Raw genomic sequence first — 15,658 nt, forward strand, 5'->3', positions numbered from 1 at the left:
ACTGAGGACAAGCTGCGGGACTACCTCAAGCGCGCCACCGCGGGCCTGAAACGGGCCGAGCGGGAGCTGCGCGAGGTGCGGGCCAGGGAGAGCGAGCCCATCGCGATCATCGGCATGGCCTGCCGCTACCCCGGTGGCGCGGCCTCCCCGGAGGAGCTGTGGGAGCTGGTCGGCTCCGGCACGGACGCGGTCTCCGGGTTCCCCACCGACCGGGGCTGGGACCTGGACCGGCTGCACTCGGACGACCCGGACGAGCCTGGCACGTGCTACGCCCGCGAGTCCGGGTTCCTCCACGACGCCGCCGAGTTCGACCCGGCGTTCTTCGGGATCGCGCCCCGCGAGGCGCAGGCGATGGACCCGCAGCAGCGGTTGCTGCTGGAGACGGCCTGGGAGGCGTTCGAACGGGCCGGGCTGGACCCGCGGGCGCCGGGCGCGCGCCGCACCGGGGTGTTCGCGGGCGTCATGTACGACGACTACGGCACCCGCCTGCGGGTCGTGCCGGAGGAGTTCGAGGGGTACATCACCACCGGCAGCGCGGGCAGCGTCGCCTCCGGCCGGATCGCCTACACCTTCGGCTTCGAGGGCCCGGCGGTCACCGTCGACACGGCGTGCTCGTCGTCGCTGGTGGCGCTGCACCTGGCCTGCCAGTCGCTGCGGCGCGGGGAGAGCGCGCTGGCGCTCGCGGGCGGGGTCACCGTGATGGCCACCCCGCGCAGCTTCGTGGAGTTCAGCAGGCAGCGGGCGCTGTCGCCGGACGGCCGGTGCCGCTCGTTCGCCGCGTCGGCCGACGGCACCGCGTGGGCCGAGGGCGCGGGCGTGCTGCTGCTGGAGCGGCTGTCGGACGCGCGTCGCCACGGCCACCGGGTGCTGGCCGTGGTGCGCGGCAGCGGGGTGAACCAGGACGGCACCACCAACGGCCTGACCGCGCCGAGCGGCCCGGCGCAGCGGCGGGTCATCGAGGAGGCGCTGGAGGCGTCCGGACTGCGCCCGTCCGATGTGGACCTCGTGGAGGCGCACGGCACCGGCACGGCGCTCGGCGACCCGATCGAGGCGGAGGCGATCCTGGCGACCTACGGCCAGGACCGGGACGAACCGCTGTGGCTGGGCTCGCTCAAGTCGAATATCGGCCACAGCCAGGCGGCGGCCGGTGTCGGCGGGGTGATCAAAGTGGTGCAGGCGATGCGGCACGCGACGATGCCGCGGACCCTGCACGTGGACGAGCCGTCACCGCACGTGGACTGGTCGGCGGGCCAGGTGGAGCTGCTGACCGAGGCGCGGCCGTGGGTGGACGCCGGTCGGCCGCGCCGGGCGGGGGTGTCGTCGTTCGGGATCAGCGGGACGAACGCGCACGTGATCGTGGAGCAGGCGCCGGATGAGGAGCCTGCCCCAGGTGAGTTCGGCGGGGTGGTGCCGTGGGTGGTGTCGGCGATGTCGGAGCCATCCCTGGACGCTCAGCTGGAGCGGCTCCGGGGAGTGGACGCCGCACCGGTCGACGTGGCGGCCGCGTTGGCGAATCGTCCGTGTTTCCCGCACCGGGCGGTGTTGTTGGACGGTGTCGAGGTGGCGCGGGGTGTGGTGTCGTCGGGTCGGTTGGGTGTGGTGTTCCCGGGTCAGGGTGCGCAGCGGTTGGGTATGGGTCGGGGGTTGTATGGGCGTTTCCCGGTGTTTGCCAAGGCTTTTGATGAGGTGTGCGCGTACCTTGCCCCTGGTCTTCGTGAGGTGATGTGGGGTGGGGATCAGGGTTTGCTGGACCGGACTGGGTGGGCGCAGCCCGCGTTGTTCGCCGTTGAGGTGGCCCTTTACCGCTTGGTGGAGTCGTTTGGTGTTCGTCCGGATGTTGTGGTGGGGCATTCGGTGGGGGAGATTGCTGCTGCTCATGTGATTGGTGAGTTGGGTTTGGAGGCTGCGTGTCGTTTGGTGTCGGCGCGGGCGTCGTTGATGGAGATGCTTCCTGCGGGTGGGTCGATGGTTGCTGTGCAGGCGACCGAGGATGAGGTCACGCCCCTGTTGACTGAGCGGGTTTCGTTGGCTGCGGTCAATGCTCGTGACTCGGTGGTGATCGCGGGTGATGACGCTGCGGTCGCTGGGGTTGTGGCGGCGTTGGGGGAGCGGCGGTCGACGCGGTTGCGGGTGTCGCACGCCTTCCACTCGTACTTGATGGACCCGATGGTCGAGGAGTTCCGGGCTGTCGCGGCGTCGGTGTCGGACGATCCTGAGCGTTGGGTTCGGAATATCCGTGACACCGTGCGATTCGCGGACGCCGTCGAGGGCATCACAGTCGCCCTGGAGCTGGGGCCGGGTGCGCTGTCCGGGGTGATGTCGGCGCCGTCGTTCCCGATGCTGCGCAAGGACCGGGACGATGAGACCGCTGTGCTCACCGCGCTGGCGTCGCTGCACACCGCCGGGGTCGACGTGGACTGGGCAGCGGCGTTCGCCGGGGCAGGCGCGCGGGCGGTGGACCTGCCCACCTACGCCTTCGACCGGCAGCGGTACTGGCTCGACGCCGAGGAGGCCACGGCCGAGCCCTGGCGGTACCGGGTCACGTGGCAGCCGGTCGGCGTCGGACCGGTGCGGGGCGGCCGGTGGCTGGTCGTCGGCGACGACCCGGTGGTCGCCGAACTCGCCGAGCACGGCGTCGAGGTCGTCCGGCCCGACGGCGGCACCGGTCCCGACGCGCTGCGGGCGGTGGGCCCGGTCGACCGGGTGCTGGCGTTCGTGGACGTCGAGGACTGCCTGGCGCTCGTGCGGGCGCTGCTAGAGGCGGGAGTGACCGCGCCGCTGTGGTGCGCGACCAGGGGAGCGGTGCCGATCGCCCAGGACGACCCGATCGGCGATCCGGCGGGCGCGATGGTGTGGGGCCTCGGCCGCGTCGTCGGCCTGGAGCACCCCGAGCTGTGGGGCGGGCTGGTCGACCTGCCCCCGGACCCCGGGCACCGGGTGGGAGCCCGGCTGGTCGGCGCCCTGGCAGGCGGCGAACGGCAGGTCGCGGTGCGCCCCGGGGGCGTGTTCGGCCGCAGGCTCGGCCCAGCGGCGCCCCCGCCCGCGGGCGACGGCGCGTGGCTGCGCGGCACCGTCCTCGTGACCGGTGGCACCGGGGCCCTCGGCAGGCACGTCGCCCGGTGGACGGCCCAGCGGGGCGCGCCGCACCTGGTGCTGTGCAGCAGGCGCGGGCCGGACGCCGAGGGTGTGCCGGAACTCGTCGCCGAGCTGGCCGACCTGGGGGCCGAGGTGACCGTCGCCGCCTGCGACGCGGCCGACCGGGACTCCCTGGCCGCCGTGCTGGCCGCGATCCCGGAGCGGTTCCCGCTCAGCGCCGTGGTGCACGCGGCGGGCGTGCTCGACGACGCCGTGATCACCTCGCTGACCGCCGAGCGGCTGGCCCGGGTGGTGCGGCCCAAGGTGGCCGCGGCCGTCGCCCTGCACGAGCTGACCCGCGACCTCGACCCGGCCGCGTTCGTGCTGTTCTCGTCCATCACCGGGGTCACCGGCAACGCCGGGCAGGGCAACTACGCCGCGGCCAACGCCTACCTCGACGCTCTCGCCCACCAGCGGCGCGCGGAGGGGCTGCCCGCCACCTCCATCGCCTGGGGGGCGTGGGCCGACACCGGCATGGCGGCAGCGGGCGTCGCCGAGGAGCAGCTGCGCCGTCGGGGCATCGGCGCGATGGACCCGGACCGGGCGCTGGCCGCCATGCGCCAGGCCGTCGAGGGCGGCGAGACGTGCGTGGTGGTCGCCGACGTCGACTGGGACCGCTTCGGCACGCCCGGCGACACCGGCACGGGCGACCTGCCGCGGCGGCTCCGCGGTGCGGGTGCGGCCGAGCGGGCCCGGCTGCTGGTCGACCTCGTGCGCGGCGCGGTCGCCTCGGTCCTCGGCCACACCGGCGGCCAGGCGATCGATCCCGACCACGCGTTCACCCAGCTCGGGTTCGACTCGCTCACCGCGATCGAGCTGCGGAACCGCCTCGCCGCGCGCACCGGGCTGCGGCTGCCCGCCACGCTGGTGTTCGACCACCCCACCCCGACCGCGCTCGCCTCGGCGCTCGGCGCGGAACTGCTCGGTGCCGACACGGTCACCGACGCGCCCGCCGCCGCCGTCACCGGTGCCGACGAGCCCATCGCCATCGTGGGCATGGCCTGCCGGTTCCCCGGCGGGATCGGTTCGGCGGAGGACCTGTGGCGGGTGGTCGCCGAGGGCGGGGACGTCCTGTCGGAGTTCCCCGCCGACCGGGGCTGGGACCTCGGCGCGCTGTTCGACGACGACCCGGACCACCACGGCACCAGCTACACCCGCCGCGGCGGGTTCCTCGCCGGGGCCACGGGCTTCGACGCCGCGTTCTTCGGGATCAGCCCCCGCGAGGCCGTCGGCATGGACCCGCAGCAGCGGGTGCTGCTGGAGACCTCGTGGGAGGCGCTGGAGCACAGCGGGATCGACCCGGCCGCGCTGCGGGGCACCCGGACCGGGGTGTTCGTCGGCTCCAACGGCCAGGACTACTCCCCGCTGGCCGGGGCGTCGTCCGCCGATCTGGAGGGCACGGTGCTGATCGGCAGCGCGAGCAGCGTGCTGTCGGGGCGGGTGTCGTACACCTTCGGGTTCGAGGGCCCCGCGGTCACGGTCGACACGGCGTGCTCGTCGTCGCTGGTGGCCATGCACTGGGCGGCCCAGTCCCTGCGCTCCGGCGAGTGCTCGCTGGCGCTGGCCGGTGGGGTGACGGTGATGGCGACTCCGCAGATCTTCGTCGAGTTCTCCCGCCAGCGCGGCCTGTCCGGGGACGGCCGGTGCAAGGCGTTCGCCGACGCCGCCGACGGCACCGGCTGGAGCGAGGGCGTCGGCGTGCTGGTCCTGGAGCGGCTGTCCGACGCCCAGCGCGCCGGTCACCCGATCGTCGCCGTGCTGCGGGGTTCCGCGGTGAACTCCGACGGCGCGTCGAACGGCCTGACCGCGCCGAACGGGCCGTCTCAGCAGCGGGTCATCAAGCAGGCGCTGGCGAACTCCGGTCTCTCGGCGTCCGATGTGGACGCCGTTGAGGCGCACGGGACCGGGACGACCTTGGGTGACCCGATCGAGGCGCAGGCGTTGTTGGCGACGTATGGGCAGGGTCGGGATATCCCGTTGTGGCTTGGTTCGGTGAAGTCGAATCTCGGTCATACGCAGGCTGCTGCGGGTGTTGCTGGTGTGATCAAGATGGTGCAGGCGATGCGGCATGGTGTTTTGCCGCGGACGTTGCACGTGGATGAGCCGTCGTCGCATGTGGACTGGTCGGCGGGTCGGGTGGAGCTGTTGACCGAGGCACGGGAGTGGTCGGGTGATCGGCCGCGTCGGGCTGGGGTGTCGTCGTTCGGGGTGAGCGGCACCAACGCGCACGTGGTGCTGGAACAGGCGCCACCGGTCGACACGAGCGCTGAGCAGGTGCGCGGAGCCATCCCCTGGCTGCTGTCGGCCAAGACGGACACCGCCCTGCGGGCGCAGGCGGCGCGCCTGGCGGACCACCTCGACGCCCACCCCGACCTGGATGCCGCCGCGGTCGCGCGGACGCTGCTGGGCCGCTCGCTCTTCGACCACCGCGCCGTGGTGCTCGGTGGCGACGCGATGGCGGCACTGGGCCGGGGAGAGCCGCACGCGGGTGTGACCACCGGCTCCGCCGCGAATTCAGGTGCGGTGTTCGTGTTCCCTGGGCAGGGTTCGCAGTGGGTGGGCATGGGTTTGGAGCTGGTCGGGGTTTCCCCGGTCTTCGCTGAGTCGATGGCGCGGTGTGGTGTGGCTTTGTCGGAGTTTGTGGAGTGGGATCTGTTGTCTGTTCTGGGTGATGAGGAAGCTCTTCGGCGGGTTGATGTGGTGCAGCCTGTGTTGTGGGCGGTGATGGTGTCGTTGGCGCAGTGGTGGCGTGCGCATGGTGTGGAGCCGGTGGCGGTCGTGGGCCATTCGCAGGGCGAGATCGCTGCCGCCTGTGTGGCTGGGGTGTTGTCGCTGCGTGATGCCGCGCGGGTGGTGGCGTTGCGGAGCAGGTTGATCGGGGAGCGGTTGTCGGGTCTCGGCGGCATGGTGTCGGTCTCGCTCGGCGCAGCCGATGCGGTGGAGCGGTTGGGCCGCTGGGCGGGCCGGGTGTCCCTGGCGGCGGTGAACGGCCCTGGCTCGGTGGTGGTGTCCGGAGAGGACACCGCGTTGGATGAGTTGATCGCTTCTTGTGAGTCCGATGGTGTGCGGGCGAAGCGGGTCGCGGTGGATTACGCGTCGCATTCTGCTCAGGTGGAGTTGTTGCGCGAGCCGTTGTTGGAGTTGTTGGCCGAGGTGTCTTCCGGGCCTGGGCAGGTTCCGGTGTATTCGACGTTGACCGGGGGGCTGCTGGACCGGCCGATGGACGCGGCTTATTGGGTGGAGAACCTGCGGCAGACTGTCCGGTTCGAGGACGCGGTCCGAGGGCTCCTCAGCGACGGCCACGCCGCGTTCCTGGAGGCCAGCCCGCACCCGATCATGCTCCCGGCGGTGGAGGAGATCGGCGCGGTGGCGACGGTCGCTTCCCTGCGGCGCGGGGAGGACGGGCCCCAGCGGGTGCTGCGCTGCCTTGCCGACGCGCACGTCCACGGCCTCACCGTCGACTGGCACCAGGTCATTCCGGACGCGGGCCGCGTGGAGCTGCCGGGATACCCGTTCGAGCACCGGCGCTACTGGCCGGAGCCGTCCTCGCGGGACGCTGACGTGGCCGCCGCGGGCCAGACCCCGGCCGGGCACCCGCTGCTGGGCGCCGCGGTGGAGCTGCCGGGCGATGGGGGGATCGTGCTGACCGGCAGGATCTCGCTGTCGTCGCACCCCTGGTTGGCCGATCACGCGGTGAACGGCACGGTGTTGTTCCCCGGCACGGGTTTCGTGGAGCTCGCGGTCCGGGCTGGTGACGAGGTCGGCTGCGACCGCGTCGAGGAACTCACCCTGGAACACCCGCTCGTGCTCACGGGCGCGGTGGCCCTGCGGGTGGCCGTCGGTCCCGCCGACGAGACCGGCGCCCACCCGATCGAGATTCACTCCCGCACCGACGGCCAGGGTTGGCAGCGGCACGCCACCGGGCTCCTGACCACGGCCACCCCCGTCGACGCGACCTCGGCACCCGCCACGCCCTGGCCGCCGTCCGGCGCGACCCCCGTCCCGGTCGACGGCCTCTACGACCGCTTCGCGGCGGCGGGCTACGGCTACGGCCCGGTGTTCCACGGCGTGCGGGCCGTGTGGCGCGCGGGGGACGAGCTGTTCGCCGACGTCGAACTGCCCGCCGAGGCAGCGGGCTTCTGCCTGCACCCCGCCCTGCTCGACGCGGCCCTGCACCCCGCAGCCGACGGCGACACCGCGCCGCGCTTGCCGTTCGCCTGGACCGGCGTGGTCGTGCGAGCCGTCGGCGCCACCCGGGTGCGGGTCCGGATAACCCCCCTCGACACCGACGGTCTCCAGGTCCGCATCACCGACCCAGCCGGTCTCCCGGTCGCCGAGATCGCGTCCCTGATCACCCGCCCCGCCCCCGCGAGCCTGGCGCCCGCCTCGCCCGACGCCCTGTTCGAGCAGGTCTGGACCCCCTTGTCCGTCCCGGCCCGCGCCCCGAGCGGCGTGGCGACCCTCGACCCCCACCGGTTCGACCTTGACCTCCCGGAGATCCCGGAGGTCGTCCTGGCCCCCGTACCCGATGGCGACCCGCTCGGCGTCACCGCGCAGGTCCTCGCGCTGCTGCGAACCTGGCTGGCCGACGACCGCTTCGCAGGCTCCCGGCTGGCGGTGGTGACCCGCGGCGCTGTGGTCACCGCCGACGGCGACCGGCTGACCAACCCCGCCGCGGCCACCGCCGCCGGCCTGGTTCGATCCGCCCAGGCCGAACACCCGAACCGCGTCGTGCTGGTCGACGTCGACGGCCACCCGGACTCCGCGGACGCGCTGCCCGGCCTGGTCACGGGGGACGAACCCCAGCTCGCGGTCCGGGCAGGCAGGGCGTGGGCGCCCAGACTCGCCCGAGTCCGCACCGCCCAGCCCGGCACTGACGCGGATTCCCCGCAGGCCCAGCCCGTCCCGGCCGTCAGCGCCGAGCGCCACCCGGCCGTCCCGGCAGGGGAGTCCGGGCTCGCCCGGTTGGCGGCCCCGATCAGCTTCGGCGCGGACGACACGGTGCTGATCACCGGTGGGACGGGTGGGCTTGGCGCCGAGTTCGCCCGGCACCTGGTGGCCGAGCACGGTGTCCGGAACCTCGTGCTCGCCTCTCGTCGGGGTGTCGACCCGGCGGGCGACCTGGCGGCCGAGTTGACCGGCGCGGGTGCCACCGTCGAGGTGGTGGCCTGTGACGTGGCGGACCGGGCCGCGGTCGTCGAACTGCTCGCCACCAGGTCGGTGACCGCGGTTGTCCACGCGGCGGGCGTGCTCGATGACGGGTTGGTCGATTCACTGGACCCGCAGCGCCTGGCGGCGGTGTTCCGGCCCAAGGTCGACGGCGCGGTCACCCTGCACGAGCTGATCCCGGCCGACGCGCCGCTGGTGCTGTTCTCCTCAGCCGCGGGCACGCTGGGGGCGGCGGGGCAGGGCAACTACGCGGCGGCCAACGGCTTCCTCGACGCGCTGGCGCGGCAGCGGTGGGAGGCGGGCTCGCCCGCGCTGTCGCTGGCGTGGGGCTTCTGGGAGCAGCGCAGCGCGATGACCGCGCACCTGTCCTCCGCCGACGTGGCCCGCATGTCCGCCATGGGCATCGCACCGCTGACCAGGGCACAAGGGCTGCGGCTGTTCGACGACGCGCTCGTGGCGGGCCGTCCGGTCGTGGTCCCCGTGCGGCCGGACCTGGCCGCGCTGCGCGGCCAGGCCGGGCCGGTGCCCGCGCTGTGGCGAGGGCTCGTTCGATCCGCAGGCAGGCGTTCGGTCGCCGCAGCGGGATCACCCGACCTGGCCGCGCTTCCCCGCGCCGACCAGGCCCGAGCGGTGGCCGGGCTGGTCCGGTCGCACGCCGCCGCCGTCCTCGGCCACGCCGACGCCCGGGAGATCCGGGACGACCAGCCCTTCACCCGGTTGGGCTTCGACTCGCTCACCGCGCTGCGGCTGCGCAACCAGCTCACCGGCGCGACCGGCCTGCGGCTGCCCGCCACGCTGGTGTTCGACCACCCGACCCCGGCGGACCTGGCCGCGCACCTGGTGGATCTGCTCGCGGGCGCCGAACCCGGGACCGCGGACCCGGTGCCCGCCCCGCCCGCGGTGGACGACGACCCGATCGCCATTGTCGGCATGGCGTGCCGGTACCCGGGTGGCGTCGACTCCCCGGCCGCCCTGTGGGACCTGGTGTCCGCGGGTACCGACGTCGTGTCCGCCTTCCCCGCGGACCGCGGCTGGGACCTCGACGCGCTGTACCACCCCGACCCGGCCCACCCCGGCACGTCCTACACCCGGCAGGGCGCGTTCCTCTCCGGAGCGGGCGAGTTCGACGCCGGGTTCTTCGGGATCAGCCCGCGCGAGGCGTTGGCGATGGACCCGCAGCAGCGGCTGCTGCTGGAAACCTCGTGGGAGGCGGTCGAACACGCCGGGGTCGACCCGGCCGCGCTGCGGGGCTCCCGGACCGGCGTGTTCGCGGGCGTCATGTACCACGACTACGCCGCGGGTCTGCCGAGCGTCCCTGAGGAGCTGGAAGGACTGCTGGGCACCGGCAACGCGGGCAGCGCGGCCTCCGGGCGGGTGTCCTACGCCTTCGGGTTCGAGGGTCCCGCCATCACCGTCGACACGGCGTGCTCCTCATCGCTCGTGGCGATCCACATGGCCGCCGGTTCCCTGCGCTCGGGCGAGTGCTCGCTGGCACTGGCCGGTGGGGTGACCGTGATGGCGACCCCGCAGGTCTTCGTGGAGTTCTCCCGCCAGCGCGGCCTCTCATCGGACGGCCGGTGCAAGGCGTTCGCCGATGCCGCCGACGGCACGGGGTGGGGCGAGGGTGTCGGTGTCGTGGTGCTGGAGCGGTTGTCCGATGCGCGGCGCAACGGCCACCGGGTACTGGCGGTGGTGCGCGGTTCGGCCGTCAACCAGGACGGCGCGTCGAACGGCTTGACCGCGCCGAACGGCCCCTCCCAGCAGCGGGTGATCCGCCAAGCGCTGGCGAGCGCCGGGCTGTCAGCGTCCGATGTGGACGCTGTGGAGGCGCACGGGACGGGGACGACGCTTGGTGATCCGATCGAGGCGCAGGCGTTGTTGGCGACGTATGGGCAGGGTCGGGATGTTCCGTTGTGGCTTGGTTCGGTGAAGTCGAATCTGGGGCACACACAGGCTGCGGCCGGGGTGGCCGGGGTGATCAAGATGGTGCAGGCGATGCGACATGGTGTGTTGCCGAGGACCCTGCACGTGGATGAGCCCTCGTCGCATGTGGACTGGTCCGCTGGTCGAGTGGAGCTGCTGACCGAGACACGGGAATGGCGGGCTGATCGGCCGCGTCGGGCTGGTGTGTCGTCGTTCGGTGCGAGTGGGACCAACGCCCACGTGGTGCTGGAGCAGGGGCCTGATCACGCCACCGAGTCCGAGGAAACCGACCCCGCGCCATGGCTGCTCTCGGCGAGGACACCGGCCGCCCTGCGGGCGCAGGCCGCCCGGCTGGCCGGTTACCTCGACTCCCACCCCGGAGCGGGTGCGGCCGGGGTGGCGCGGTCACTGCTGGCCCGCTCGTCCTTCAAGCACCGGGCCGTCGTCCTCGCCGGTGACCGGGACGCACTGGACGCCCTGTGGCGCGACCAGCCCCACGCGGCGGCCGTCACCGGCTCCGCCGCGAACTCGGGTGCGGTGTTCGTGTTCCCCGGGCAGGGTTCGCAGTGGGTGGGCATGGGTTTGGAGCTGATCGAGTCCTCCTCTGCCTTCGCCGAGTCGATGGCGCGGTGCGGTGCGGCGCTGTCGGAGTTCGTGGAGTGGGACCTGCTGTCCGTTCTCGCTGATGAGGAAGCCCTTCAGCGGGTTGATGTGGTGCAGCCTGTGTTGTGGGCGGTGATGGTGTCGTTGGCGCAGTGGTGGCGCGCGCACGGTGTCGAGCCGGTCGCGGTGGTGGGCCATTCGCAAGGGGAAATCGCGGCGGCCTGCGTCGCGGGCGTGCTGTCCCCGCGCGATGCCGCTCGTGTCGTGGCGTTGCGCAGCAAGCTCATCGGGGAACGGCTGTCCGGCCTGGGCGGCATGGTGTCGGTCTCGCTGGGGGCCGAGGACATCGCCGACCGGCTGTCGCGGTGGGAGGGTCTGTCCGTCGCCGCGGTGAACGGTCCGGGTTCGGTGGTGGTGTCGGGGGAGGACGCCGCGTTGGATGAGTTGATCGTTTCGTGTGAGTCCGATGGTGTGCGGGTGAAGCGGGTCGCGGTGGATTACGCGTCGCATTCAGCTCAGGTGGAGTTGTTGCGCGAACCGTTGCTGGAGCTGTTGGCCGACGTTTCTCCTGGGTCTGGGCGGGTTCCGGTGTATTCGACGTTGACCGGCCGGTTGTTGGATCGGCCGATGGACGCCGCCTACTGGGTGGAGAACCTGCGGCAGACCGTGCGGTTCGAGGAGGCGGTCCAGGCCCTTCTCGGTGATGGTCACGCCGCGTTCCTGGAGGCCAGCCCGCACCCGATCATGCTTCCCGCTGTCGAGGAGATCGGCGCGGTGGCAACGGTGGCTTCCCTGCGGCGGGGGGAGGATGGACCCCAGCGGATGTCGCGCTGCCTCGCCGACGCGCACGTCCACGGCCTCCCCGTCGACTGGCACCAGGTCATCCCCGCCGCGCACCCGCTCGACCTGCCCACGTACGCGTTCGACCACCAGCGGTACTGGCTCCGCGCCCAGCCCGCGAAGCGCGAGGACCAGGACACCGGGGAGTTCTGGGACCTGGTGGAGCGCCAGGACACCGCGGCCCTGGCCGCGAGCCTCGGTGTGGCCGAGGGCGCGACGTGGGAGTCGGTGCTGCCGGTCCTGTCCTCCTGGCGGCGGCACCGCCGCGACGAGTCGGCGGTGGACTCCTGGAGCTACCGCGTCACCTGGAACCCGGTGACCGCGGCACCCGCCCCGGCGCTGTCCGGGCGGTGGCTCGTCGTCGCCCCCGACGGGCACACCGACGACCCGTGGGTGTCCCAGCTGGTCACCGCCCTCACCGACCACGGCGCCGACGTCCACCTGACCGGAACCGCCGCCGAGGCCGACCCGGCCGGGCTGGCGGGAGTGGTGTCCCTGCTCGGCCTGGCCGAGGAGCCCACCGACGGCGAACCCGATGTCCCCGCGGGCGTGACGCACACCCTCGCACTGGTCCGGACGCTGCTGGAGCGCGGCACCACCGCCCGCGTGTGGTCGGTCACCCGCAACGCCGTCTCCACCGCCCCCGGCGACCCCGTCGACGGCGCCGCCGGTCCGATGGTCTGGGGCCTCGGACGGGTCGTGGCGCTCGAACAGCCGCGGCTGTGGGGCGGGCTGGTCGACCTGCCCGCCCAGCTCGACCCCCGCCTGCTGGCCCGACTGGCGGGCGTGCTGGCCGGGACCGAGGACCAGGTCGCGATCCGGCCGTCCGGGGCCCTCGCCCGCAGGCTCGTCCGGGCCCCACTGCCCACCGCCCCCGGCGACGGCCCGTGGTCGCGCGGAACCGTGCTGATCACCGGCGGCCTCGGCGCGCTCGGCGCCCGGTTCGCCCGGTGGGCAGCCGAACGCGGCGCGCCCCACGTCGTGCTGCTCGGCAGGCGCGGGCTGGAGACCACCGGCGCCCAGGAGCTGGCCGCCGACCTCTCCGAGCTGGGGACCAAGACCACGGTCGCCGCCTGCGACGCCGCCGACCGGGACGCCCTGGCCGCCGTGCTCGCGGGCATCCCCGAGGAGTTCCCGCTGACCGCGGTCGTGCACGCGGCGGGCGTCCTCGATGACGGGGTGGTCGAGTCGCTGACCCCGGACCGGCTGGCGCGGGTGCTGCGCCCCAAGGTCACCGGCGCGGTCAACCTCCACGAGCTGACCCGCGACCTCGACCTGTCCGCGTTCGTGCTGTTCTCCTCGCTCGCGGGCGTCACCGGCAGCGCGGGGCAGGGCAACTACGCCGCGGCCAACGCCTTCCTCGACGCCTTGGCCCGCCGTCGCCGGGACGCCGGTCTGCCCGCCACGTCCATCGCCTGGGGCGCGTGGGCCGACGCGGGGCTCGCCACCGACCCGCAGGTGGAGCAGCGGCTCACCCGGACCGGCGTCGCGGCCATGGACCCGGCCCTGGCCGTCACCGCCGTGCACCGGGCCGTCGCCGGGAGCGAGACCTGCGTGACCGTCGCCGACGTCGACTGGACGCGGTTCGCCGCCGGGTTCACCTCCGCCCGCCCCAGCCCGCTGCTCGCCGACCTCGCCGACCGGACGGACCCCGGCACCGAGGGTGAGCCGGGCGACCTGGTGAGACGGCTGGCCGCCGTGCCCCGGCCCGAACAGCGGGACCTGGTGCTCGACCTGGTCCGGTCGCACGCCGCCGCGGTGCTCGGCCACACCGGGGCCGACACCGTCCCGGACGACCAGGCGTTCCGCGGCCTCGGCTTCGACTCGCTGACCGCGGTGGAACTGCGCAACCGGCTCACCAGGGCCACCGGCGCCGCGCTGCCCGCCACGCTCGTGTTCGACCACCCGACCCCCGCCGCGCTCGCCGACCACCTGCTCCAGGAGCTGGTCGTGGACCCCAGCGGTGCCGACGCGGGCTTCGCCGAGCTGGCCAGGCTCGACGCGCTGATCACCTCGGGCCCGCTGACCGACGCCGCGCGCACCCGGATGGCCGCCCGCCTGCAGGAGATCCTCTGGAACCTCGGGGAAGGCGGTCCCGAGCCGGACGACGAGCGGACCGACAGCCTCGACGACGCCACCGACGACGAGATGTTCGACCTCATCGGCAAGGAGTTCGGCATCTCATGACCAAGGACGCGGCAATGGCCAACGAGGACAAGCTCCGCCACTACCTCAAGGGCGTCACCGCCGACCTGCGCAAGGCGCGGCGCAGGCTGGACGAGGTCGAGACGGCGGCCAGGGAACCCATCGCCGTCGTCGGCATGGCGTGCCGCTTCGCGGGTGACGTGCGCACGCCCGACGACCTGTGGCGGCTGGTCGCCTCCGGGGGCGACGCGCTCTCGGACTTCCCCGCCGACCGGGGCTGGGACCTCGACGCGCTGTTCGACGACGACCCCGACCACCCGGGGACCAGCTACGCGCGGCGCGGCGGGTTCCTGTCCGCCGCCACCGAGTTCGACGCGGGCTTCTTCGGCATCAGCCCGCGCGAGGCCACGGCCATGGACCCGCAGCAGCGGCTGCTGCTCGAAACCTCCTGGGAGGCCGTGGAGAGCGCCGGGATCGACGCCGACGCGCTGCGGGGCAGCGGCACCGGGGTGTTCGTCGGCTCGAACGGCCAGGAGTACGCCGGGCTCGCCGCCGCCTCCCCGGAGACCGAGGGGCACGTGCTCACCGGCAACGCGGGCAGCGTGCTGTCCGGGCGGATCGCCTACACGTTCGGGTTCGAGGGCCCCGCGGTCACCATCGACACCGCGTGCTCGTCGTCGCTGGTGGCGATCCACCTGGCGGCGGTCGCGCTGCGCGGCGGCGAGTGCTCGCTCGCGCTCGCGGGCGGGGTGTCGGTGATGGTCACCCCGGGCGTGTTCGTGGAGTTCTCCCGGCAGCGCGGCCTCGCCCCCGACGGGCGGTGCAAGGCGTTCGCCGACGGGGCGGACGGCACCGCTTGGGGTGAGGGCGCGGGTGTGCTCGTCCTGGAGCGGCTCTCGGACGCGGAGCGCAACGGCCACCGGGTGCTGGCGGTGGTGCGGGGTTCGGCCGTCAACCAGGACGGCGCGTCCAACGGGTTGACCGCGCCGAACGGCCCCGCGCAGCAACGGGTGATCCGGGCGGCGCTGGCCAACGCGCGGCTCGCGGCGTCCGATGTGGACGCCGTCGAGGCGCACGGGACGGGGACGCGGCTGGGCGACCCGATCGAGGCGCAAGCCTTGCTGGCGACGTACGGCCAGGATCGGGACGTGCCGCTGTGGCTCGGCTCGGTGAAGTCGAACCTGGGTCATACGCAAGCTGCCGCGGGTGTCGCCGGCGTGATCAAGATGGTGCAGGCGATGCGGCATGGTGTGCTGCCGCGCACGCTGCACGTTGATCAGCCTTCCTCGCAGGTCGACTGGTCCGCCGGTCGGGTGGAGTTGTTGGCCGAGGCGCGGGAGTGGTCGGGTGATCGGCCGCGTCGGGCGGGTGTGTCGTCGTTCGGGGTGAGTGGAACGAATGCGCACGTGATCCTTGAAGCGGGCTCTGAGGTCGAGGTTGTTCCGGAAGAGGCGCGCGGGGTGGTGCCGTGGGTGGTTTCGGCGAAGTCGGTGTCCTCTGTGGATGTTCAGGTGGAGCGGCTTCGGGCGGTGGACTCGTCGCCGGTGGATGTCGGCTGGTCGTTGCTCTCCCGTTCGTCGTTCCGGCACCGGGTGGTGTTGTTGGATGGTGTCGAGGTGGCGCGGGGTGTGGTGTCGTCGGGTCGTTTGGGTGTGGTGTTTCCGGGTCAGGGTGCGCAGCGGTTGGGTATGGGTCGGGGATTGTACGACCGCTTTCCGGTTTTCGCCAAGGCTTTTGATGAGGTGTGTGCGCATCTTGATGCTGGGTTGCGTGGGGTGATGTGGGGTGAGGATGCGAGTCTCCTGGACCAGACCGGGTGGGCGCAGCCCGCGTTGTTCGCGGT

Annotated in this window: 1 protein-coding gene and 1 pseudogene (1 of these 2 running past the window's edge); both read left to right on the forward strand. The window is 73.4% G+C overall.

All coding sequences use genetic code 11. The annotated features are described in order from the left end of the window. Positions 1-3 precede the first annotated feature (3 nt). Positions 4-13,857, forward strand: a pseudogene (locus ACTG9Q_RS27375) (type I polyketide synthase); the annotation flags it as partial. Beyond that, positions 13,854-15,658 carry the start of a type I polyketide synthase gene (locus tag ACTG9Q_RS27380; RefSeq protein WP_455575795.1) on the forward strand. Its footprint extends 12,679 nt past the window's final position, so 1,805 of the gene's 14,484 nt are visible here — the first part of the coding sequence; it begins with the start codon at positions 13,854-13,856; the stop codon falls past the right edge of the window. The pseudogene ACTG9Q_RS27375 and the gene ACTG9Q_RS27380, both read left to right, overlap by 4 nt.

The organism is Actinokineospora lacus, assembly GCF_053813445.1.